The organism is Clostridium sp., assembly GCF_036781005.1.
Classification (GTDB): domain Bacteria; phylum Bacillota; class Clostridia; order Clostridiales; family Clostridiaceae; genus Clostridium_B.
This window is the reverse complement of sequence record NZ_DAIQBT010000002.1, coordinates 101224-126505: the sequence shown is the minus strand read 5'-3', so window position 1 is coordinate 126505 and position 25282 is coordinate 101224. Positions and strand designations below refer to the sequence as shown.

22 protein-coding genes are annotated in these 25282 nt (G+C 32.1%); all 22 read right to left on the bottom strand.

Translation table 11 applies throughout. The features are described 5' to 3' along the window. Positions 1-114: 114 nt before the first annotated feature. Entirely contained in the window at positions 115-804 is a 690-nt protein-coding gene (locus V7Q02_RS01395; RefSeq protein WP_333859171.1) for a ClpP family protease, read from the bottom strand. Between the two features lie 58 nt (positions 805-862). Beyond that, the gene (gene dapG / locus V7Q02_RS01390; RefSeq protein WP_333859170.1) at positions 863-2062 is read right to left on the bottom strand and encodes an aspartate kinase; all 1200 of its coding nucleotides are present in this window, start codon (positions 2060-2062) and stop codon (positions 863-865) included. Positions 2063-2326: 264 nt separating this feature from the next. Continuing rightward, positions 2327-2599 carry a YlmC/YmxH family sporulation protein gene (locus tag V7Q02_RS01385; protein WP_333859169.1) on the bottom strand — a complete coding sequence of 91 codons (273 nt, stop codon included), beginning with the start codon at positions 2597-2599 and terminating at the stop codon, positions 2327-2329. Between the two features lie 181 nt (positions 2600-2780). Continuing rightward, positions 2781-4079, bottom strand: coding sequence for a M16 family metallopeptidase (locus V7Q02_RS01380; RefSeq protein ID WP_333859168.1), 1299 nt, complete (start codon positions 4077-4079; stop codon positions 2781-2783). 96 nt (positions 4080-4175) lie between these two features. After that, a complete protein-coding gene (locus V7Q02_RS01375; RefSeq protein WP_333859167.1) occupies positions 4176-6302 on the bottom strand; it encodes a polyribonucleotide nucleotidyltransferase in 2127 nt (708 codons plus the stop codon). Between the two features lie 70 nt (positions 6303-6372). Beyond that, positions 6373-6636, bottom strand: a complete 264-nt coding sequence (gene rpsO, locus V7Q02_RS01370) for a 30S ribosomal protein S15 (RefSeq protein ID WP_012101825.1) — start codon at positions 6634-6636, stop codon at positions 6373-6375. A gap of 115 nt (positions 6637-6751) precedes the next feature. Next, on the bottom strand, positions 6752-7690 hold the full coding sequence (locus V7Q02_RS01365) for a bifunctional riboflavin kinase/FAD synthetase (protein ID WP_333859166.1): 939 nt from the start codon (positions 7688-7690) through the stop codon (positions 6752-6754). Positions 7691-7701: 11 nt separating this feature from the next. Then, the gene (gene truB / locus V7Q02_RS01360) at positions 7702-8571 is read right to left on the bottom strand and encodes a tRNA pseudouridine(55) synthase TruB (protein ID WP_333859193.1); all 870 of its coding nucleotides are present in this window, start codon (positions 8569-8571) and stop codon (positions 7702-7704) included. After that, positions 8571-9536, bottom strand: coding sequence for a DHH family phosphoesterase (locus V7Q02_RS01355; RefSeq protein ID WP_333859165.1), 966 nt, complete (start codon positions 9534-9536; stop codon positions 8571-8573). Before V7Q02_RS01355 ends, truB begins: the two co-directional genes overlap by 1 nt. Further along, a complete protein-coding gene (gene rbfA / locus V7Q02_RS01350; RefSeq protein WP_333859164.1) occupies positions 9523-9888 on the bottom strand; it encodes a 30S ribosome-binding factor RbfA in 366 nt (121 codons plus the stop codon). Before rbfA ends, V7Q02_RS01355 begins: the two co-directional genes overlap by 14 nt. Positions 9889-9914: 26 nt before the next feature. Beyond that, positions 9915-12218: a translation initiation factor IF-2 gene (gene infB / locus V7Q02_RS01345; protein WP_333859163.1), complete on the bottom strand. Its 2304-nt coding sequence runs from the start codon at positions 12216-12218 to the stop codon at positions 9915-9917. 102 nt (positions 12219-12320) lie between these two features. Next, complete coding sequence (gene rnpM / locus V7Q02_RS01340; RefSeq protein ID WP_333859162.1) at positions 12321-12590, bottom strand: RNase P modulator RnpM; 270 nt, start codon at positions 12588-12590, stop codon at positions 12321-12323. Between the two features lie 12 nt (positions 12591-12602). Next, entirely contained in the window at positions 12603-13670 is a 1068-nt protein-coding gene (nusA, locus tag V7Q02_RS01335; protein ID WP_333859161.1) for a transcription termination factor NusA, read from the bottom strand. Positions 13671-13688: 18 nt separating this feature from the next. Further along, positions 13689-14153 (bottom strand): ribosome maturation factor RimP, encoded by a 465-nt coding sequence (rimP, locus tag V7Q02_RS01330; RefSeq protein ID WP_333859160.1) that lies wholly within the window; start codon positions 14151-14153, stop codon positions 13689-13691. A 216-nt stretch (positions 14154-14369) separates the two neighbouring features. Then, positions 14370-18692, bottom strand: a complete 4323-nt coding sequence (locus tag V7Q02_RS01325; protein ID WP_333859159.1) for a PolC-type DNA polymerase III — start codon at positions 18690-18692, stop codon at positions 14370-14372. Positions 18693-18717: 25 nt separating this feature from the next. Beyond that, positions 18718-19767, bottom strand: coding sequence for a flavodoxin-dependent (E)-4-hydroxy-3-methylbut-2-enyl-diphosphate synthase (gene ispG / locus V7Q02_RS01320; protein ID WP_333859157.1), 1050 nt, complete (start codon positions 19765-19767; stop codon positions 18718-18720). A 29-nt stretch (positions 19768-19796) separates the two neighbouring features. Next, positions 19797-20807: an RIP metalloprotease RseP gene (gene rseP, locus V7Q02_RS01315; RefSeq protein WP_333859156.1), complete on the bottom strand. Its 1011-nt coding sequence runs from the start codon at positions 20805-20807 to the stop codon at positions 19797-19799. A gap of 27 nt (positions 20808-20834) precedes the next feature. Beyond that, positions 20835-21992, bottom strand: coding sequence for a 1-deoxy-D-xylulose-5-phosphate reductoisomerase (locus V7Q02_RS01310; protein ID WP_333859155.1), 1158 nt, complete (start codon positions 21990-21992; stop codon positions 20835-20837). Between the two features lie 196 nt (positions 21993-22188). Beyond that, positions 22189-22995 carry a phosphatidate cytidylyltransferase gene (locus tag V7Q02_RS01305; protein WP_333859154.1) on the bottom strand — a complete coding sequence of 269 codons (807 nt, stop codon included), beginning with the start codon at positions 22993-22995 and terminating at the stop codon, positions 22189-22191. A gap of 68 nt (positions 22996-23063) precedes the next feature. Continuing rightward, a complete protein-coding gene (locus V7Q02_RS01300) occupies positions 23064-23822 on the bottom strand; it encodes an isoprenyl transferase (protein WP_333859153.1) in 759 nt (252 codons plus the stop codon). A 107-nt stretch (positions 23823-23929) separates the two neighbouring features. Then, entirely contained in the window at positions 23930-24487 is a 558-nt protein-coding gene (gene frr, locus V7Q02_RS01295) for a ribosome recycling factor (RefSeq protein ID WP_333859152.1), read from the bottom strand. 19 nt (positions 24488-24506) lie between these two features. After that, entirely contained in the window at positions 24507-25220 is a 714-nt protein-coding gene (pyrH, locus tag V7Q02_RS01290) for a UMP kinase (RefSeq protein WP_333859151.1), read from the bottom strand. Between the last annotated feature and the right edge of the window lie 62 nt (positions 25221-25282).

The window sequence follows — 25282 nt, the reverse complement described above, 5'->3', positions numbered from 1 at the left end:
ATATTCTACACTGTTTTTCTTATTCCTTTAATATTTTATAAAAGATAATTTGAACATAAATTATCTTTTATAATTAAATTACCATAGGATTGCCCTATGGTGACTTTGAGTATTCTATTTTTTTTCTAACATAGTATCCAGCTTCTTAAGGGCATCGCTTATTCCTCCTACCTTATCTATTAATCCCTGTTCTACCGCTTGTTTTCCAATTAATATAGTGCCCATATCATTCAATAAATCATCTGATTGAAGCATTAAATCACTTAATTTCTCTCTAGTTATCCTAGATGTTCTGACTATAAACTCATTTATCCTCTCTTGCATTTTATTAAAATACTGAAAAGTCTGAGGTACCCCAATAATTAAGCCATTCATCCTTATTGGATGGACAATCATTGTAGCTGTAGGTGATATAAAAGAATAATCAGAAGCCGTAGCAAGAGGTACTCCAATAGAGTGGCCTCCCCCTATAACCAAAGATACTGTAGGCTTGCTTAAACTTCTTATCATTTCTGCTATAGCAAGCCCTGCTTCCACGTCTCCTCCTACAGTATTTAAAACTACAAGCACTCCTTCAACTCTAGGATCATTTTCCATAAGAATCAAATTAGGTATAACATGTTCATATTTAGTTGCCTTAGTTTCAGGCGGAAGAGTTACATGTCCTTCTATTTGGCCTATTATAGGAAGTATTTGAATTTTATTATTTCCTTCTGCCATACTAGACATGCCAAATTCTTTTATATTATCTAATTTTTTATCAGCACGATTTTCTGTAATTTCTTTATTCATTTTTTGTGGCATTTCAATCTCCTCCTTCAGACAGATTTATCTTATGCATTTTGGAAGATTGATATACATTTTACTTTACATACAATAAAAATTCCTTATGAAGTGCATTTATAGCTTTTCTTGTTTCACTGCCCTTAACAAGACACCATATAGTAGTATGCGAATCCGCTGTCTGAAGCACTTCTATATCCTCTTTATACAGGACCTTAAGTATTCTGGCCATAACTCCCGGTATTCCTCTCATGCCGCTTCCTATAAGAGCTATTTTACTGCAGTTTTCTATTAAAGAATACGTAATAGCTAAATTTTCAGCTATTGCCTTAAATTTTTCTATATCCTTACTATCTATAGTAAAAATCTGCTTGCTTGGAAATACATTTATTAAATCTATACTTATTGAATTATTAGCCATTTTCTCTAACAAGGTATTGTATATTTTATTATTTTCATTATGCTCTATGGTAATCTGAATTCTATTATCCATAGAAGTTATTCCGCTTATTACCTTATCTGATTCTCCCATTGCAGAATTAGTTATTATGGTACCTTTGCAATTGTTTAAGGTATTTTTTACAACAAGAGGTATATTACCACTCATAGCTACTTTTACTGCTCTTGGATGTATTACTTTAGCTCCTTGATCTGCAAATTGAAATACTTCATTATAACTTATTTGTTCTATTAAAAATGCCTCTGATACTATTCCTGGATCTGCTGTCATTATTCCATCTACATCTGTATATATTTCTATGGCTTCTGAATCTAGAGCAACTCCCAGTATTGATGCAGTAACATCACTGCCACCTCTGCCTAAAGTAGTTATATATCCATCTTCACTTATTCCCTGGAATCCAGCAACTACAGGAACTTTTCCTTCATTAATTAAATTCAGAAGTTTTTCCTTTTTTACCTTCAAAACAGAAGCATTATTGTAATTATTATCGGTAATCATACCTGCTTGTCCTCCAGTCAAAGGCACTGCTTTTACACCTTTACTTAAAAGTTCATCTGATAAAACTACTGTACTTATTATCTCCCCACAGCTTATAAGCAAATCTACTCCAAGAGGGTTTTCAACTTTAAAATTTTCCTTTACCAATGAAAGTAGTGTATCTGTAGAATAGGACTCACCCTTTCTACCCATAGCAGATACCACCACCACCGGACAAAATCCTTCATTTTTTGCTTTTAATATTTTACCTACTACCTGTTCTCTCCTCTCATGAGTGGAAACAGAAGTACCTCCAAATTTTTGAATCACTATTTTCATATTAATCCTCCATTACAAACTTATTATTAAGTAATTATTAGGCTCAAATAGGTTACTGATTACAAACACCTTTCCCATATAAGCCCAGAAAGACATATTCCTCCGGGCATACAATGTCCATCGCTACTTTAAATACTCTAATTAGTTAATTTCAACTCTTGCATAAATATACCATATAAATTAAAATAATATATGTTAACCTATAATTTACTAATACACAATATGCTAATAGCGGATAATATGTTATTTATTTAGTGTATACTATTAACGTATCTTTTTAAGAGATTTTTCATCTACATCTATTATAATAGTTTTAGTACCTATTTTTTTTACATATTCCCAAGGTACCTCTATAAATTCACCTTTTCCAAAAATGCTAAACCTTGATTTGCCATCATTTAAAATAAGCATTTTTAAAACTCCTTCTGAATCCACTATTACATCGTTATTGCCTAAAAAATTAAATTTATTGCCATCATTTACATTTATAATTTCATATCGTTCCATATCGCTATAAAATTTTATATTTTCATCCATACTTATATCCCCCTATGTTTTATCTGTTATATTATATTATGAGCAATATAATACACTTATTACAGAGTTTAACTATATGAAAATAAATCATAATTTAAAGCATATAAATAAAATTTTTTGCCACAAAACTGAAATTAGCTAATACTTTCATTTTATTCAAAGTGGAAAGTACTTATATATTTTAAATTAAATTTTTCTTTGATTTTTTAAAAGAAATACTATCCTTTTCCAATAAATCTTCTATAATGGGAATATCTATCTTCTTTCCTACAAAAGACGAATTTGCTATACCCCTATAAAATGTATTTTTCATTACCCTTTCAATACTTTCCTTATCTATATTATTTATCTTCTCTATAATGTCTTCCGGTATATTTAACCTATTTAAAAGGAGAAGAGATTTTCCATTATTAAACATCCTACTGCTTATACTCTCAAGTCCTAATATATAATTTCCTTTTAACTGTTCTTTTGATTTTTTTAATCTATCTTCTGTTATAATTGAAGATGAAAATTTCAACATTTCTTCTTTTATCCTTGCTATTACATCATAGGCATATTTGGCATTTAATCCTGCATAAACAACAACTGCTCCTACATTATTAAAAGAGGTTATATAAGAATATATTGAATAACAAAGTCCTCTTTCCTCTCTTATTTTCTGAAATAATATAGAAGAAGCCATTCCTCCATACATATTGTTTAAAATCAAAAGAGTATAAAGATCACTACTGCCATTTTCCACTCCTGGTATACCTAAACTAAGATGTAACTGTTCTATATTTTTCTTTTTGAAAAAGTGATTATTTAAAAATTCTGGTTTAGAATAATCAGTTACTTTTTCATTCAGTGTATTCCATGTGCCAAAGTATTTTTCTATTAATTTTTCCACATTATTTAAATCTACATTGCCTGCTACGGAAATTACTGAATTTTCCGGTATATAATAAGAGGATATGTATTCTATTAAATCTTCTTGTGTAAAGGATTTTACAGTATCTATACTTCCTAATATAGGAAAAGAAATAGAGTCTTTTCCCCACATAGCCCTGCTGTGAAGATCGGAAAGTACATCTTCCGGGGAGTCCTCGCTCATGTTTATTTCCTCAATTATAACTCCTTTTTCCTTTTCTATATCTTCTGGCAAAAATTTACTGTTAAATAACATATCTGATATAACATCTATAGCTAAATCCAAATGTGAATCCAATACTTTTACATAAAAACATGTGGCTTCCTTTCCAGTGAATGCATTTATCTGTCCTCCCACATCTTCTATACATTCTGCTATTTCAAGGGCAGTTCTATTAATAGTTCCTTTAAAAAACATATGTTCAATAAAATGAGATATCCCATTGTTTCTATCATTTTCATTTCTGGAACCATTTTTTACCCATAGTCCTACGCTTACAGAATTCACATAATCTATATTCTCTACAACTATCCTAAGACCATTATTAAGTTTAAATACATTATACAATAGAAATAGTCACCCCTTTTCTATATTAGTAACTCCAAAATCATAAAAATAAATTTAATTTAAAAAATAAAAAGGCACCTAAGCCCTTCTATTTTGCTACCTTTTTTGTATATCCTTCTCATTTTGTTCTTTCTTTTCTGAATCTTTTATGGCATCTTTCCTGGAAAGATTTATTCTTCCCTGACTATCTATTTCAATTACTTTAACTAATATTTCATCTCCTACAGAAACTATATCTTCCACTTTATTAACCCTGGTAAAATCTAATTTTGATATATGAACAAGTCCTTCTTTTCCCTTGTGTATTTCCACAAAAGCTCCAAAATTAGTTATTTTAGTGACCTTGCCCAAATATATCTCTCCTACCAGTATTTCTCTGGTGAGATCATCTATTATTTGCAGTGCTTTTTTAGCACCTTCACTATCTTCTGACATGACAAATATCTTTCCATCTTCTTTTATATCTATTTTAACTCCAGTTTCTGCTATTATTTTATTGATAACTTTTCCCCCAGAGCCTATTACATCTCTTATTTTATCAGGAGGTATAGACATTATATAGGTCTTTGGAGCATATTTTGATACTTCTGCTCTGTGCTCTGGAATACATTGTTTCATCTTCTCAAGTATATATAATCTAGCTGTTCTTGCTTTTTCAAGAGTTTGTTTTATACATTTATTGGATAATCCGTGAATTTTAGTGTCAAACTGGATAGCTGTGATACCTTTTTCTGTCCCTCCAACTTTAAAATCCATATCACCAAAAAAATCTTCCAATCCCTGTATATCTGTTAATATTTCTTCCTGAGATAAGTCTTCACTAGTTACAAGTCCCATAGCTATTCCAGCTGCTGGTCTTTTTATAGGAACACCTGCATCCAAAAGTGCCAACGTACTTCCACATATACTAGCTTGAGATGTAGAGCCATTAGAACTTAGAACTTCTGATACAAGTCTTATGGTATAAGGAAATTGCTCTTCCTTTGGTATAAGTGGCTCCAATGCTTTTTCAGCTAATGCGCCATGGCCTATTTCCCTTCTCCCAGGTCCTCTTAAAGGTCTAACCTCTCCTGTACTGTAAGATGGAAAATTATAGTGATGCATATATCTTTTAGAATCCTCAAGACCTACTCCGTCAAGTATTTGCACATCTCCTAGAGAGCCTAGTGTAACAACAGTCATTACCTGAGTTAATCCCCTGGTAAACAGTCCTGTACCATGGGTTCTTGGAAGAAATCCCACCTCACAACTTATAGGACGTATCTCATCAAAACCTCTTCCATCTATTCTTCTATGTTCTTTAAGTAGCATACCTCTGACTATTTCCTTTTTTGCTCTGTATACTATATCTGCTATATCACTTTTATTATCTGGGTAACTTTCAGAAAAATGCTCTTCTAATTTTTCATCAATACCTTTTAAAACTTTATTTCTCTCATCTCTATCTACTATATACATAGCATCTTTTATCATATCAAAAGCAAATTCTCTTACTTCATTTTCCAAGTTCTCTTCTACTTTATAAAGCTCAGGTTCATCTTTTTTCTTACCATACTTTCTCATAGCCTCTTCTTGAAATAATGCTATCTTCTTACATTCCTCAAAACCAAAGATTATAGCATCATACATAATATCCTCTGGCACTTCACATGCTCCAGCTTCTACCATCATAACCCTCTCTTTGGTAGCACATACAGTAAGATTCAAAGTACTTCTTTCTCTATCCTTTAAATTAGGATTTATTATAAAATTTCCATCTACTAAACCCACAGATACAGAACCTACAGGGGTTGTAAAAGGAATACTTGACATACAAAGTGCTAAAGATGCTCCATTCATAGCCACTATATTAGGTAAATTGTCCTGATCTACAGATAATACCGTACATACTACCTGAACATCATTTCTATATCCTTTTGGGAATAAAGGCCTAAGCGGTCTATCTATTGCCCTTGCATTTAATATTGCTTTTTCTGAGGGCTTACCTTCCCTTTTTATAAATCCTCCTGGAATCTTTCCAACAGAATATAGCCTTTCTTCATATTCTATACTTAAAGGAAAAAAATCTATTCCTTCTCTTGGTTTATCTGAAGCATTTGCATTGATTAAAACCACTGTATCACCATAGCTTATGAGCATACCACAATTAGATAACATACCTACCTTTTTACAGTCAACTTCTAAGGTTCTTCCTGCTACAGTGGTTTGAATAACTTCATTCATTAAAAATTTCCCTCCTCTCAATAAATTACAATTTTTTAAAACAATGGAGCGGTAAAAGCCGCTCCAAAAATTATTTTCTCAAATTTAATGCCTTAATAATAGCACGATATCTTTCAATGTCTTGCTTAATTAAATAGTTAAGAAGTCCTCTTCTCTTACCAACCATCATTAAAAGTCCTCTTCTTGAATGGTGATCTTTTTTATGAATCTTCAAATGCTCATTTAAGTGATTAATTCTTGTAGTAAGCAGTGCTATTTGAACTTCTGGAGAACCTGTATCTCCTTCATGTCTTGCATACTTTTCCATTATTTCTTGTTTAACTGCCTTTTCCATTATGTTACACCTCCAATTGTTATTCCCCTTTATCCCAAGAATGCCGTCGGCAAATCGATATTCTTAGCATAAGGATCACGCCTGTAATTATAACAAATAAACTTACTATTGTAAATTAATTTTTAAAATTAATTTGTAATTTTTTCTTACTTGCATACAATTTATCTTTTTTTAGTTGATTGGCTAATTCAGATAAACCATTAAACTTTAATTCATCTCTAATTCTCTCTATAAAATGTATCTTTGCATTTTTTCCATATGCATCCTCGTTAAAATTTAATATATGAGTTTCAATACTTAGCCTATTATCACAGGTAGTAGGATTGTACCCTACATTTGTTATGCCTTTAAATATACCATTATCCAACTGTACTATGGTATAGTAAACTCCACCTTTTGGTATTATGAATTTTTTATCATAATCTAAATTTATTGTAGGAAAACCCAATTTTCTCCCAAGGTGTTTTCCATGTATTACCTTACCCTGTATTGCAAAAGGACGTGTTAAAAGTTTATTTACCTTTTTCATGTCCCCTTCATCCGATATAAGTGTTCTTATAATTGAACTGCTGACTACTTGCCCCTTATATTTCACAGAATCTATTACATTTAGAGAAAATTTGTAATTCTTACTCATTTTTTTAAGCAAACTTACATCCCCAAGATTTTTATATCCAAATCTATAATTAAATCCTACTATAATTCCTTTTGCCCTATAATTATTTAAAAGATGAATTACAAAATCTTCAGGATGAATTTTCATAAATTCCCTATTGAAGTTTGCCATATTTATTATATCCAATCCAGCATTTCTTAATACATTTACCTTGCACTCAGTATCCATTAAAATTTTAGGTGCCAAATCTGGATTTATAGTACTTAAGGGATGATTCTTAAAAGTAAACACCATACTTTTTGCGCCATTACTTTTGGCAAGTTTGATGGTTTTATTTATTAAGCTCATATGACCCAAATGTAGCCCATCAAAACTTCCTAATGCAATATATGTACTTTTCATAAAATGCCTTTCAAAATTATCTTCTATAACTATCATATCTGATTACCTCAAACAAATAATTTTACCATTTTAAATTGAAAATTTTTATTTATTCCAATACCTATAAACTTATTCCCCTCTATATATACTCTATATAGGATATCTTCTACTGTTCTACTTAAAAAGCTTCCATCTTTTATACTTATTCCATTTAATATTTTTTTTACATACTTGTCTTCTACCACAACTTCAGGATATCTATAAAGGGCTTTGTCTATAGGTACAATATAACTTGATATATTTTCACTGTGTAAATCTGCAAGGGAAATAGACTCTGCAATATGAAAATTGCCTGTAGCTAATCTTTTTAAATTCCACATAGTACCCCCACAGTTTAAATTATTTCCAATATCATTACATAAACTTCTAATATAAGTACCTTTTGAACAGGTTACTTTAAATAAAACATAGGGTAACTCTATATTTACAATTTCTATGGAATATATGGTTATTTTTCTTTTCTTTCTCTCTATTTCTATGCCTTTTCTTGCCAATTCATAAAGCCTTTTACCATTTATTTTTAATGCAGAATACATGGGAGGCACCTGTTCTATCTCTCCCTGAAAACTTAAAATCTCTTTTACTATATCTTCCCTTTTCAGGTGAACATCTTTGGTATTTACTATGCTTCCTTCTCTATCATAAGTTTCCGTAGTAATCCCAAGTTTTAACTGGGCCAAATATATTTTTTTGCTTTCAACCATATAGTCCGCAAACTTTGTAGCCCTACCCACACAAACAGGAAGTACTCCAGACGCCATTGGATCAAGGGTGCCTATATGACCTACTTTTTTACCTTTTACCATAAATTTTACTTTTCTCACTACATCAAAAGAGGTCATACCTTCTGGCTTATTTATATTTAAAATTCCATCCATCATAACAGCTCTTTTTTTACTTCCACAAGTACCATATCTTTTACTTCTGCAATAGGTTTATCTAAAATGACAAATCCACTGGCTCTCAAGTGCCCTCCGCCGCCGAAAATCTCTGCTATCTTTCTCACATCTACCTTGGATTTAGATCTAAGACTTACCTTCACTCCTTGCTCAACCTCTTTTAACAGAACTCCCACTTCCACAGTGTCTATTTTCATCCCTATATTAATAATATCTGAAGTATCTGTATCTTTCATTATGCCTAAAGCAAAGAGCATATCCCTTGTAATTTCTATGATGCAGATCTTATCCTCAGCTGCCAATTTCATAGTTTCTATGGCTTTTCCGTATAGTTTGATTCTTCGAAATTTCTTGTTTTCAAAAATTACCCTGTGTATTTCACTAAAATTTATGCCTGTATTAATTAAATCTCCCGCTATAGTATGGGTTACAGAAGTAGTGGAAGGATATCTAAAAGAGCCACTATCTGTAATTATAGAAGTATAAAGACACTCTGCTATATCTTTATCCATATCAATTCCCATAAGCTTAATCATCTGGTATATTATCTCAGATACTGCTGCTGCATTTGAATCCACATAATTTAAATCCCCATAAAGTTCATTGGATAAATGATGATCTATATTTATTATAATATAATTTTTATCCTGAAAATTTAACTCTGCATTTATTCTTTTTACATCTCCGCAATCCAGTACTATTACACATTCAGTATCTGTGCCTGCCTTAAATTTATTGTGATCTATATTTTCACTTCCAGGTAAAAATTTAAAATCCTCCAACATTTCTTCCTTTGAAAGTATTTCAACTTCTTTTCCAATTTTCTTTAACCCTTGAAATAACGCAAGTGAACTTCCAATTGCATCTCCATCTGGAGAAGAATGAAAAGTTATTGCAATCTTAGTGCAGTGCTTTATTTTATTTATTATATCATTCATTATCATGTTTTTCATTCTCCTTTATTTTATGGAGAAGTTCATTTATATGCATGCCATATTCTATGGTATTATCCATTTCTATGATTATTTCCGGGGTGTTCCTAAGTTTTACTCTGTGCCCTACTTCCCTCCTTATAAAACTCTCTGAACTTTTAAGTGCCTGAAAAGTATCTTCTTTGGATTTATCTTCTCCATAAATACTTACAAATACTTTTGCATATTTCTGATCTTTTGTTACATCCACTTTTGTAACACTTACCATGGCACTAAGTCTTGGATCTTTCATATCATTTCTAATTATGTTACTTATCTCCCGCTTCATTTCTTCATTTATTCTTCCTATTCTGTAATTAGTCATAAATTATCACCTCTCCATTTATAACTTTATAACTCTTTTTTCTTAATCTCTTCTATATCATAAGCCTCTACAATATCGCCCTCTTTTATATCGTTAAATTTCTCAATTGAAAGGCCGCATTCATATCCTTCTGCCGCTTCTTTTACATCATCTTTAAATCTCTTTAAAGATGCCAGTTCAGATTCAAATATAACTATTCCATCTCTTATTATTCTAACCTTACAATTTCTCACCATTTTACCTTCTTGTACATAACATCCTGCAATAGTGCCTATATTGGATATTTTGTAAATCTGCCTTATTTCCGCTTTTCCAAGTATAACCTCTTTATAATCTGGCTCCAGCATTCCTACCATAGCAGCTTTTATATCCTCTATAGCATTATATATAACCCTATAAGTCTTTATATCCACAGACTCTTTTTCTGCAGCAGCTTGTGCATTGCTATCAGGTCTTACATTAAATCCTATTATTATAGCATTTGAAGCTGATGCCAAAGTTACATCTGTTTCTGTTATGGCACCCACCGCACCATGTATTACCCTAACTTTTACTTCTTCATTGGAAAGTTTTTGAAGAGATTGTTTTAATGCCTCTATAGAACCCTGAACATCTGCTTTTACTATTATATTCAGTTCTTTTACTTTTCCCTCTTTTATCTGATTATATAAGTCTTCCAGTGAAACTTTATGAGTGGACTGCAGATATTCTTCTCTTATTTTTTGTTTTCTCTTTTCTGCTACATCCCTTGCAGTTTTTTCATCTTTCACCTGATGAAATCTATCTCCTGCTGCAGGTACCTCAGATAATCCAAGTATCTCCACAGGTATGGAAGGTCCCGCCGATTTAATTTTATTTCCCTTATCATCAAACATGGCCCTGATTCTGCCATAGGTGCTTCCAACAATTATAGAATCTCCCACACTAAGAGTTCCATTTTGAATAAGAAGTGTTGCAACTGCTCCTCTTCCTTTATCCAATTTAGCTTCTACTACAGTACCTTTACCATTTCTATTTGAATTTGCCTTTAATTCCTGCATTTCTGCCGTTAAAAGAACCATTTCCAAAAGTGTGTCAATTCCCTCTTTGGTATGTGCAGATACAGGAATACATATAATATCTCCTCCCCAATCTTCTGGTACAAGTTCATATTCTGTAAGTTCCTGCTTTACTTTATCCACATTGGCACCTGGCCTATCTATTTTATTTATAGCTACAACTATAGGCACCTTTGCTGCCTTACAGTGATTTATTGCCTCTGCAGTTTGAGGCATTATTCCATCATCTGCAGCTACCACCAAAATAACTATATCCGTTATTTGAGCACCTCTAGCTCTCATTGCAGTAAAAGCTTCATGCCCTGGAGTATCTAGGAAAGTTATCTTTTCTCCATTTATTGTAACAGTATAGGCACCTATATGCTGTGTTATTCCTCCTGCTTCTGTAGCAGTTACCTTGGATTTTCTTATGGCATCTAAAAGAGATGTTTTACCATGATCTACGTGTCCCATAACTGTCACAACAGGAGGCCTTTTTTCTAAATTAATATCTTCCTCCTCATCTTCCTCTTGCTCTGCCACACCTTTATCCATATCTTCTTTCTTCTTTACTACAGTAACATCAAATTTTTCTCCCAATTTTTCTGCTGTACTAAAATCTATCTCCTGGTTTATGGCTGCCATTACCCCCATAAATATAAGCTGCTTTATAACCTCTGTAGTAGGTTTAGCTATTTTTTCAGAAAATTCTTTTACTGTTATGGTGTCTTCTATTTCCACTTCATTATTTTGTTTAGAAACTTTTTCTTCCAAATCCTTGGAAGCCTTATCCCGTTTCCCCTTATTCCCATTTACAGGTTTAACTGTATTTATCGCATTCTTTTTAAATTTTTCAGATTTCCCCTCTGGCAAACTTTCATGCTTATCTTCTAGATATTCTTCCTTGCCTTCATTTTCTTCAATAAATTCTTTTATTAAATCTGCATCCTCTTCTTCTATTACACTCATGTGATTTTTCACTTCTACTCCAAATTCCTCCAAGAGCAGTGTAATCAACCTTTTACTTGATATATTCAATTCTTTGGCTAATTCATAAATTCTTATTTTCGACAAACTATTCACCCCCGAGCTAAAGTTTTTCCTCTTCCTGCCATAAATCATATAATTTTCTTCCATATTTTTATCTGCGACCCCTATAACTTTTATCTCCTTTGCTCCTATTGCATTTCCAAGTTCTTCTTTGCTATATGGCAGCTTTGCAATTGGTATTTTATATTTATTACTGTAATTTAAAAATTTATTCCACGTATTTTCAGAAATATCATGGCACATTACAATAAAATAGACTTTATTTTTTTCACTTTTTCTTTACATATATTATATCCTTCTAAAAGCTTTCCTGCACGTTTTATTAATCCCATAAAACGCAAAAATTTATTTTTCATTTTCTACCTGTTCCTTTAAACTATCATACAATGCATCATCTATCTGTATTTCAAGATTCTTTTGAATTCTCTTATTCTTAAAAGCTTTTTCAAGACATTCGCTATTCCTGCATATATAAGCTCCTCTGCCGTTCTTCTTACCTGTTGGATCTACAAAAACCTCTCCTTCTTTATTTTTTACTATTCTTATAAGTTCTTTTTTAGGCTTCATTTCCATACATCCAGTACACATTCTCTGCGGTATCTTCTTTTTTTTCATACAAACACCACCTTAATCAATTTTTTCATCTTCTATATCACTTTGTGATTTACTTTTTATATCTATCTTCCATCCTGTAAGCTTTGCTGCCAGCCTCACATTTTGCCCCTCTTTACCTATGGCCAGTGACAGCTGACTGTCATCCACCACAATCTGGGCAAATTTAATTTCTTCATCCAAAGTAACATCTAAGACCTTAGCAGGACTAAGGGCGTTGGCTATATATTCTTCTGGGAGCTTACTCCATTTTATTATATCTATTTTTTCACTTTTTAACTCATTTACTATATTTTGAACTCTCACACCTTTAGGTCCAACACAAGCTCCCATAGGATCTACATTCTCATCATTTGAATGTACTGCAATTTTCGTTCTGGATCCTGCCTCCCTAGCTACGGATCTTATGTCAACCGTTCCGTCAAATACCTCCGGTACCTCAAGTTCAAACAATCTCTTTATAAGGCCTGGATGAGTTCTGGATATTACAATTTGAGCCCCCTTAGTTGTATTCTTAACCTCTACAATATACAATTTAAGTTTATCATTAAAATTATATTTTTCTCCAGGTATTTGTTCTGTGGGTCCAAGGACTGCTTCTGTCTTACCCAGATTTACCAGTATATTGTTTTTATCTTTTCTAATTACTGTACCTGTTATTATATCATCTTCTTTTTCAACAAAATCATTATATATGATTCTTCTTTCTTCCTCTTTTATTCTCTGTATTACCACCTGCTTTGCAGCCTGAGCAGCCACTCTTCCAAATTTTCTAGGAGTAACTTCTATATTTATTACATCTCCCATGTTATAATTTGGATCTATTGCCTTTGCATCTTCTAAACTTATTTCACTTACACTATCTGCCACATTATCTACTATGCTTTTCTGTGAATAAACATGAATTTCTCCATTTTCTCTATTCATAGTAACCTTAACATTTTGATTGCTTACTCCATGTCCTATATAATTTTTTTTATAAGCAGCAACTAACGCATCTTCTATAGTTGTAAACAATAACTCTTCACTTATACCTTTTTCTTTAACTATTTCCTTTAAGGCTTCTATAAATTCCTGATTCATTTTAAAATATACCTCCTCTTAAAGATCATCTTTTAAACTTACAGTTAAAATTTTACTTTTTGGAATAACAATCTCTTCTCCCTCACAACTAACTCTTAATGTCTCTTCATCAAAAGACAAAAGCTGTCCCTGATACCTTTTCTTTCCCTTTAAAAGCCCTTGTATATTAACTATCACATTAAATCCAATATATCTTTTGAAATGTTCTTTGGTATAAAGTGTTCTCTCTATACCAGGAGATGAAACCTCCAGATAATAAGAATCCTTTATAGGATCTTCCCTATCTAACACATCACTTACCGCCCTGCTTACAATTTCACAATCTTCAAGGGATATATTTCCTTCTTCTTTATCTATATATATTCTCAAATAATTATCGTTTCCTTCTTTTTTAAATTCTAAATGATATAGTTCAAAATTGAAATTATCCACTATGGGTTTTACAATCTTTAATACTTTTTCTACTAATATGTGATTATTCATTTTAAACCTCCTTACTTATAATAGTACAGTCACTAATAATTTAAAAACGCAACTTTCGCTGCGTTTTTAACAAATAGAAAGAGCGGGCTTAACCCACTCCTACACACTAAACAAATTGCTGTAGATTTACTACTTTCATTTTAACACACCCTACATTGTATTTCAAGAAAAATTATACAGAACTTTAAATCATTGATTGTTTACTATTTAATCATATTACATAAATAAAGATAATTGGTTGGTTTCTGGAAGATTACCTAAACACCCATGGTTATTTAAAGTATCTATTACAGTTTTAGAAACTCTGGCCCTTATTCTTAAATCTTCCTTAGATATAAATTCTCCTTCTTCCCTGGCTTTTACTATATTCTTGGCAGCATTTTCCCCAAGCCCTGCCAGAGAATTTATAGGAACCCTTATACCATTTTCTTCTATTAGAAATTTCGTAGCATGGGATCTATAAAGATCCACCTTTAAAAACTTTATTCCTCTTTTATTCATCTCATAACACAGTTCCAATATGGTGAGAAGACCTTTATCTTTCTGAGTTAAATTATTGCCCTGTGAATAAAGTTCATCCATTTTTTTCTTTATGGCACCTTCTCCTTGGACTACTATGTCTGCATCAAACTCATTTGCCCTTACAGTAAAATATGCAGCATAATATGCTTTAGGATAATATACCTTAAAATATGCTATTCTTACTGCCATCATTACATAGGCTACTGCATGACCTTTTGGAAACATGTACTTTATTTTTTTACAGGATTCAATATACCAATTAGGCACATTATGTTCTTTCATTATAGCTTCGTGTTCTTCTTTAAGCCCTTTACCTTTTCTAACCATTTCCATTATAGTAAAAGACGTTTTAGGCGTCAGCCCTTTTTGAATCAAATACATCATTATGTCATCTCTACAAGCTATACAATCCTGCAAGGTAGTATACCCTTCCTTAATATAGTACTGGGCATTGTTGAGCCACACATCTGTACCATGAGACAATCCTGAAATTCTCACTAAATCTGCAAAAGTTTTGGGGTGGGTGTCCATGAGCATCTGCCTTACAAATTTTGTTCCAAACTCCGGAAGGCCATAAGTTCCCACTGAACAATCAATTTCTTTTTCACTGACTCCCAATGCTTCCGGAGAAGTAAATAAACTCATAACCTTTGGCTCTCCAAGAGGTATAGTTTTAGGGTCAACACCTGTTAAATCCTGCAGCATTCTAAGTACGGTGGGGTCATCGTGCCCCAGTATATCAAGTTTCAATAATCTTCCGCTTATGGAATGATAATCAAAATGAGTGGTTATTATATCTGTGCTGTTATCATCTGCTGGATGCTGTACTGGTGTAAAATTGTGTATATCATTGTCCTCCGGAACTACCATAACTCCCCCGGGATGCTGTCCTGTAGTTCTCTTTATTCCGGTACAACCTTTGGTAAGTCTTTCTATTTCAGCCTGGGGCAATACCATGTTCTTTTCTGCTATGTACTTTTTAACATATCCATAGGCAGTTTTTTCTGCTATAGTACCTATAGTTCCTGCCCTGAATACATGATCTTTTCCAAATAAAACTTCTGTATACTTATGTACTACAGGCTGATATTCCCCTGAAAAATTCAGATCTATATCTGGTTCTTTATCACCTTCAAACCCCAGAAAAGTTTCAAACGGTATGTCATGGCCATCCTTCATAAGTTTCTCACCGCATTCAGGGCAACTTTTATCTGGTAAATCTGCTCCAGAACCTATGGACCCATCTGTAAAAAACTCACTGTATTTACAATTTGGGCATACATAATGAGGGGGAAGTCCATTAACTTCTGTAATATTTGACATAGTTGCTACAAAAGAGGATCCCACAGAACCTCTAGAACCTACCAGATATCCATCTTTATAAGACTTTTCCACTAATTTTTGTGCAATAAGATAGAGCACTGCATATCCATTATTTATTATGGAATTTAACTCTTTATCCAATCTTTTCTGTACAATTTCAGGCAGATTATCTCCATACATAGAATGCACCTTCTTAAGAGTCATATTTTTAATTTCTTCCTCTGCCCCTTCTATTTTGGGTGGAAAAGTTTCATCAGGTATAGGCTTTATTTCCTCTATCATATCCGCAATTTTATTGGTGTTTTCGATAACCACCTCCCTAGCCTTCTTTTCTCCTAAATATTGAAATTCAGAAAGCATCTCATCTGTAGTTCTAAAATAGAGAGGGGGTTGATTATCTGCATCTGAGTATCCTTGACCTGCCATTATTATACGCCTGAAAATTTCATCTTTGGCATCCATAAAATGCACATCTCCTGTAGCTACCACAGGAATATTATTCATAACCCCAAGGTCACATATCCTTCTATTTATATCTTTTAATTGTTCTATGTCTTTAACAAGACCATTTCTCACCATAAACAAATTATTTTCTACAGGTTGTATTTCCAAATAGTCGTAAAAGTCCAGTATATCCTTCAATTCATCATCACTTTTGCCTCCAAGCACTTCCCTATATACCTGACCTGCCTCACAAGCACCACCTATTATGAGTCCCTCTCTATGTTTTACAATAACACTTTTAGGCATTCGAGGCTTTTTAAAAAAATAGTTTAAGTTGGACTGAGACACTATTTTGTATAAATTTTTAAGTCCTATTTTGTTTTTAACCAATATTATAAGATGGTACATAGGCTGTTTCTTAACATCTACATTACTCAAAAATTCCTTATTTAAATCCCCAAGACTTAAAATATTCTTTTCTTTAAGCATTTTAAAACATCTTAAAAGTATTTCACAAGTGGCCTTTGCGTCGTCTACAGCCCTATGATGATTTTCCAGGGATATATCCAAATGTTTTGCAACTACATTTAATTTGAATTTCTTAAGTTCGGGAAATAAGAATTTACAAAGAGGTATGGTATCCATAACCGGATTTTTAAATTTAAAATTTAAATCCGTACAGTTCTTTTTTATAAATCCCACATCAAAATTGGCATTATGGGCTACCACTATAGAGCCTTCTATAAATTTTATAAATTTAGGCAGTATTAATTTTATATTCCCACAGTTTTGTACCATTTCATCTGTTATTCCAGTAAGTCGTGTAATATTAAATGGTATAGGACTTTCCGGGTTTACAAACTCACTAAATTTATCTACTATTTTCCCTTCTTTTATTTTAACTGCACCTATTTCTATTATATTATCATTTCTCATGGAGAAGCCTGTAGTTTCAATATCAAAAATCACAAAAATATCATCTAATTTTTTTTCATCTCCATTCACGGCAATAGGAATGCCATCATCTACCATATAAGCTTCTATACCATATATAACTTTGATGTTATTCTTTTTGCCAGCTTCCATAGCCTCCGGAAATGCCTGAACCACGCCATGATCTGTTATTGCTATGGCCTTATGTCCCCAAAGGGCTGCTCTTTTAATAAGATCCGATGCAGAACTAACTGCATCCATGGCACTCATCTGAGTATGAAGATGAAGTTCTACTCTTTTTTCTTCTGCGGTATCCATTTTTTCTTCTTTGTGTATCTTTACTATATCCTTAGCCATTATAACTAATTCTCTTGCATAAATATCATTTACAGCTTCCCCTTTTACCATGCAATAAAGTCCTTCTTTTACTTCCTCTATTATTCTTTCTACATCTTTAGGCTTTGGAAAAAATTTTACTGTAATAGAACTCATATAGTCGGTTATATAAAAAGTAACTATTTTTCTTCCAGTTTTAGTTTCTATAATTTCCCTTTTAAATATCTGCCCTTTTATTATAACTGTCTTAGATATATCAGTTATACTTGCAATTTCTACAGGAACCCCACTTATGGATTTTCCTATTATAACCGGTCCTTTTTCCAAACAATTTTCTTTTCTGTCTAATCCTTTATATCCTTTAACTTTTTGTACTGTAGAAGAGGTGTTACCATATTTTTTAAAATTTCCATTTCTACATTTAAAAATACTTTCTATATATTTTTCTTCTTCTTTTTCACTCTTCTCCAGATAATCTTTAACATTCAATGCCTCATCATAATTTATAACTACAAAACATTTAACCCCAAACAAATCTCCTATGGTTCTACACAAAAGTTTCTCTATATTTTTATTTTTAAGTACATTACATATGAATTCATTTCCTGTGGAAATTTTAAGCAAATTTCCTTCTACCTCTCTAGAACACTTTTCCAGAAATTCCCTGGACACAGGAATATACGAGGCCATTATACCTGTAAGTTCAATCCAGTAAATCTTACTTATGTCTTCCAGGCATACATTGGATATATCCTTATAACATATAAGCTCAATACTGCAAAATCCCTGTAACTTTTTATTAATTATATCTCGTATTTTACCTTTTATATGAGAATCTAATTTTTCCTGGGATTTTAATATTACCTTTAATTTATTACTCTTTTTAAGATACTGTATTTTTAAAAGTTTTATATTTTCTGTCAAAGTATTACTGTCTAAATCCAAATCTTCTTGCAGCATCTTCACAATATCCACACTCATTTTGCACCTCATACTATCTAAAAAATTAAATATTTTTCACTTCTTCTATAAGTGCATCTACTAAATTCTCCTCTTTCACCTTTCTCAATACTTTTCCTTTTTTAAATATAAGTCCTTCTCCAATACCTCCTGCTATTCCAATATCTGCCTCTTTTGCTTCTCCCGGTCCATTTACCACACATCCCATAACAGCCACTTTTATATTTTTATCTACATTAGAAAGTCTTTTTTCTACCTCTTCAGCTATCTTAATCAAATCAATCTTTGTCCTTCCACAAGTAGGACAGGATATAAACTCTATTCCTTCTTTTAAATATCCACATGCTTTTAATATTTCTCTGCCCACTCTAATCTCTTCCAAAGGATTTCCTGTAAGAGAAACTCTTATAGTATCCCCTATTCCCTCCATTAAAAGAGTTCCTATGCCTATACTGGATTTTATAGTACCTCTCCACAAAGTTCCCGCCTCTGTTACCCCAAGATGAAGAGGATAATTTACCAATTTAGATATTTGTCTGTAACTTTCTACCATATCATTTACATTTGAAGACTTTATGGATATCACTATATTATAAAACCCCATATTCTCTAATATACTTACATGTTCTAAGACACTTTCTACCAGTGCTTCAGGACACACCCTGCCATATTTATTTAAAATATCTTTTTTCAACGAACCTGAATTAACCCCTATTCTAATGGGAATATTCCTCTCTTTAGCTGATTTTACTACCATCTCTACTTTATCTATACTCCCAATATTTCCAGGATTTATTCTAAGAGCTGATACTCCATTTTCTATGGATTTAAGAGCCAGCCTATAATCAAAATGTATATCCGCTACCAGCGGTATAGACACTTCTTTTGAAATAGTTTTTAAAGATTCACAAGCTTCCATATCCGGCACTGCACATCTTACTATATCACAGCCTGCTTTCTCCAGTTTATGTATTTGTTCTATGGTAGACTTTGCATCTTTTGTATCCGTGTTAGTCATAGACTGCAGGGCTATAGGAGCATTTCTTCCTATAGCCACCTTCCCTACTTTTATTTCCACAGTATTTAACCTTTTCACTTTTTCACCTTCTTTAAAATAGACAAAAGTTAAAATTTTATAGGATAAAATATATCTTTTACAGTAACTAGTACCATAAGAGCCATGAGTATAGCAAAGCCCACATAATTTATTATGCCTACCTTATTGTCATCTACTTTCCTGCCCGTTGCTATTTCAAACAGAAATAACAATATATACCCTCCATCCAAAGCTGGAAATGGTATTATATTAAATATGGCAAGCTGTATGCTTATATATGCCGAAAAAGCTAACAGACTCAATATACCTGCTTTTGCTGCTGCACCAGAGATTTTTATTATGGTTAAAGGTCCTCCTACATCATTCATGGATGCCTTTCCTTTAAATAATGTCTTGAAAAAGCTGAAGGTCTGTTTTATAAGGGACTTGGTTTCTATGAATCCATAGGATATGGATTGAGCCAAGGTAGGATTAGTTACCTGTGTACCTTCAATTCCTACAATATACCTATTTTCTTTTTCATCTTTTATAGGAGTCACATTTACCTGATTTGTTACTCCTCTACGTTCATAACTTATATTAATTGGATTTCCTGCGGTAGTATATATTTCCGTTACAAAGTCCTCCCAGGTGGATATTTTTGAATTATTAACTTTAGTTATTCTGTCTCCCGATTTAATACCCGCTATAGCTGCAGGCCCGCTGGATATAGTTTTACTTACCACAGGGGAGAGATATCCTCTTGCAGAAGCTATAATGGAGAACAATATTATACCAAGTATAAAGTTCATTATAGGCCCTGCTGCCACAATACTAAGCTTTCTAACGGGACTCTTGTTATTAAAGGCTCTTGGATCATCACTTTTCCCTTCATCACCAAGCATTTTAACATAACCCCCAATAGGAAGAAGTTTTATAAGATATTCCGTCTCTTTTCCCTTTATTCCAAAAAGCTTGGGTCCCATGCCTATGGAAAATTCCTCTACCTTCACACCATTTAATTTTGCTAACATAAAGTGTCCCAGTTCATGAATTATAATTAACACACCAAAAGCTATTATAGCCAATATTATATACAAGTGGTATTCCTCCTAATCATCTTTCTTTTATTTACTAAATCTATCTTTTACATATTTCTTCACTTTTATTTCTATATGTAGTAAATCTTCTACAGTGTATATGTTAGAATAAGTAAATTTATTCATACACTCTTCTAATATACAGCTTATATCTAAAAACTTAATCTTATTAAGAAGAAAAAGTTCCACCGCTGCCTCATTAGCACAATTTAATATAGCAGGCATTGTGCCTCCAACTTTTCCTGCTTCATATGCTAATTTAAGCGGTTTAAAAGTGTCCATATCAGGTTTTTCAAAACTTAGATTTTTCATATTATAAAAGTCCAGCCTACTTACTAGAGCTTTCTTTTTCTTAGCATAATTCAGAGCATACTGTATAGGAAGTCTCATATCCGCACTGGCAAGCTGTGCCATAACACTTCCATCCTTATATTCTACCATAGAGTGAACTATACTTTCAGGATGAACTACTACTTTTATTTTTTCATAAGGCATATCAAAAAGAAAATGAGCTTCTATAACTTCCAGCCCTTTATTCATAAGAGTAGCAGAATCTATAGTAAGTTTTTTTCCCATTTTCCAGCTGGGATGATTCAATGCTTCCTCTACAGTAACATTCAAAAGCTGTTCTCTGGTCTTGCCTCTAAAAGGTCCCCCAGAAGCTGTAAGATATAATCTTTCTATATCCTTAAATTCATTTCCTTTAATACATTGATAAATGGCACTATGCTCAGAATCAACAGGAAATATTTTCACATTATTTTTTTTTGATAGTTTTGTAACTAAATCTCCTGCTACTACCAGTGTTTCCTTGTTAGCCAGTGCTATATCTTTGCCTGATTCTATTGCCTTTATAGTAGGAACCAACCCTACCATTCCAACTACAGAAGTAAGCACCATGTCAATATCCGGCAAAGATGCTATAATATTTAATCCTTCTATTCCAAATAATATTTTTATATTTAAATTTTTATTACTACAATAATCCTTAAATTTAAAATAAGCATTTTTTTCAGTTACCACTGCATAGGAAGGATTAAATTCATCCACTATATCTAAAAGTTTGTTTATGCTACTGTGGGAAGATACTGCTACAAGCTTAAAGTTTTTCCCATCCTTTCTCAATATATCTAAAGCCTGAGTGCCTATGGAACCAGTAGCCCCCAATATAGAAATTTTTTTCATTGTAACAACTCCTTACTCTAAATACAACTACAAACTAAACATAATTTTAATATGTTTAACTATACCATATTTATGTTATAAAATAAATAACCTTATCATTTACATATAATTTACAATATTTTATTTTTCAAATAAATTTAAAAAATAAAAATGGAGATCTCTCATCCAGATGAAAAATCCCCATACATAACAAGTTTCAATAAACATAAATAGCCGCAACAAACACTAAATAATAGTATACTACAACTCCAGAAAAGAGTATGCTGTCAAATCTATCTAAAATTCCTCCATGCCCCGGTATCAAATTACCATAATCTTTTATTTTCACATATCTTTTGATTGAAGAAGCAGCCAAATCTCCAAATTGACAAAATACTCCACTTAGTAATCCTAGTATTATATAATGGTATAAAGGCATAGGTATACCCATTATAATAGCAAAACCTCCAAATAGACTACAGCCTATAGTACTTCCAATAACTCCTCCAATAGCTCCTTCTACAGTTTTTTTAGGACTGACTCTAGGAGAAAGCTTTTTTTTCCCAAAAAACTTACCTGTATAATAGGCACAAGTATCACAACACCAGGCAGATATAACTATAATCCACACCATATAATTTCCATATAGTCCTTTATTAACCAAAATTATTGTACTAAAAAATAATGCTATATATAAAAACCCAAATAAAGTTATAACTATATCTAAAATATTATATTCTATATCTAAAGCCAGAATACATAACAGCATAAAAATAGATACTATAATAGTAAAAAATAAAAACTTATAATTCACCTCTGTCTTCAAGCTCATAAAATAAATTATACATAGTAAATATCCTATTATATTTATTGGATTTAAATTTTTAGTTTTTATTACCTTATAAAATTCATACATTGCAACAAGAGAAAGTATCATAATACCATATTTTAAATAAACCCCTCCTAAAAACAATATGACAACAAAAGGGATTAACGTAACAGCCCCTAAATATCTATTATTCACTACTTCACCTCCATCATTAAGGCCTATAACATATTAGCAGTTAAAAACTACAAATATATTTTACCCATTTACACAGTTCCAAATCTTCTATCCCTATTCTGATAATCCAAAATAGCTTTATGAAGGTGCCAAATTTTAAAATCCGGCCAATTTATATCAGAATACCAAAATTCAGAATATGCACACTGCCATAAGAGAAAATTACTTAAACGTTGTTCTCCACTAGGTCTTATTATTAAGTCAGGATCAGGCATGTTTTTTGTATATAAATATCCAGATAATATATGTTCAGTTATATCTTCCTCACTGATTTTTCCTGATTTTATATCCTTATACATAAGTTTAAATGCTCTAACTATTTCATCTCTTCCCCCATAGTTTAATGCTAGGTTTAAATTTAATCCTGTATTGTTTTTTGTATTTTTATTAGAGGTAATTAATTCCTCCTGACACAAATAAGGTAACTTATGTATATTGCCTATATAATTTATTATCACATTATTATCATGTAACTCTTTAAATTCTTTTCTTAAGTACTCCACCAAAAGATTCATAAGAGAATTAACTTCATCTTTTGGCCTTTTCCAATTTTCTGTGGAAAAAGCATAAAGAGTCAAATACTTCACCTTTAGATTACTGCACTCTTTCACAATTTCCCTTATGGCCTCCACTCCCGCTTTATGTCCCATAATCCTTGGCAGATTTCTTTCCTTAGCCCATCTTCCATTTCCATCCATTATAATAGCTATGTGGCACGGAATATTGTTTAAATCAATATGTATTTTCTCATATTTTTTATTCTTATGAGAATTAAAGAACTTTAACATGAATATATCTCCATTCATTAAATTTTATATTATTGCATTGATATACGAAAAACTCCAATGTTGGATATGTAATAAAAACCTGCAAATAGGCAGGTTTTAAAATTTAATTATAATGACATGATCTCCTTTTCCTTCTTTTCAAGTATTGAATCTATATTTTTTATAAAAGTATCAGTTTTTTTCTGTATTTGTTCCTCACCTTTTTTAATTTCATCTTCTGAAATATCATTTTTCTTTTTCAAGGCTTTAAATTTATCATTGCATTCTCTTCTTATTCCCCTTATAACTACTTTTGAATCTTCACCGGTTTTTTTTATGTTCTTAACTATATTTTTTCTTGTTTCCTCTGTAAGCTCAGGTATTATAAGTCTTATCATCTCACCATCATTTGATGGATTTATACCAAGGTCAGATTTTAATATTGCTTTCTCTATGGATTTTAGTGCACTTTTATCCCAAGGTTGTATGGCAAGTATTCTAGCTTCTGGAACAGATATACCTGCTAACTGACTTATAGGAGTCATTGTACCATAATATTCCACTTCTATTTTATCTAATATGGCAGGATTAGCTCTTCCTGCTTTCATAGAAGCTAACTCCTTCACTAAAATATCCACGGTTTTATTCATTTTTTCATCTGCCTTATTTAAAATATCCTTAATCATAAAAAATACCTCCTTATTTCTATTCTTTACAAACAAGTGTCCCAATTTTTTCGCCAAGAACACTTTTACTTATGTTCTCCGGCTTATCAAGCCCAAATACTAAAATAGGTATGTCATTATCCATACAAAGGGATGTGGCTGTGGAATCCATAACTTGAAGTCCTTTCTCAAGTACTTCAATATAAGTTAACTTGTCAAACTTTTTGGCATCACTATATTTATGAGGATCTTTATCATAGACCCCATCTACTTTTTTGGCAAGTAATATAATTTCTGCCTCTATTTCCGCCGCCCTGAGAGATGCAGTGGTATCCGTAGAAAAATAAGGATTTCCAGTACCTGCTGCAAATATTACTACTCTATTTTTTTCCAAATGCCTCATGGCCCTTCTTCTTATAAAAGGCTCTGCTACTTCTTTCATTTCAATTGCAGTCTGTACTCTTGTATTTATACCTAAATTTTCAAGTGAATCCTGAAGTGCCAAAGCATTTATACAGGTAGCAAGCATTCCCATATAATCTGCTGTAGTTCTATCCATTCCCTTTCCACTTCTTCCTCTCCATATATTTCCTCCGCCAACTACAATTCCTACTGATACCCCCATTGATACCAGCTTTTTTATTTCAGTGGCTATATTTTTTGCTATATCAAAATCTATTCCATATCCAATATCTCCTGAAAGAGCTTCCCCTGAAAGTTTCAGCATTACTCTCTTATATATAGGATTACACATTATATTATACCTCCAAACTATAGTAAAGTGAAACCACAATAAAAAATTTTTTTAACACCCCA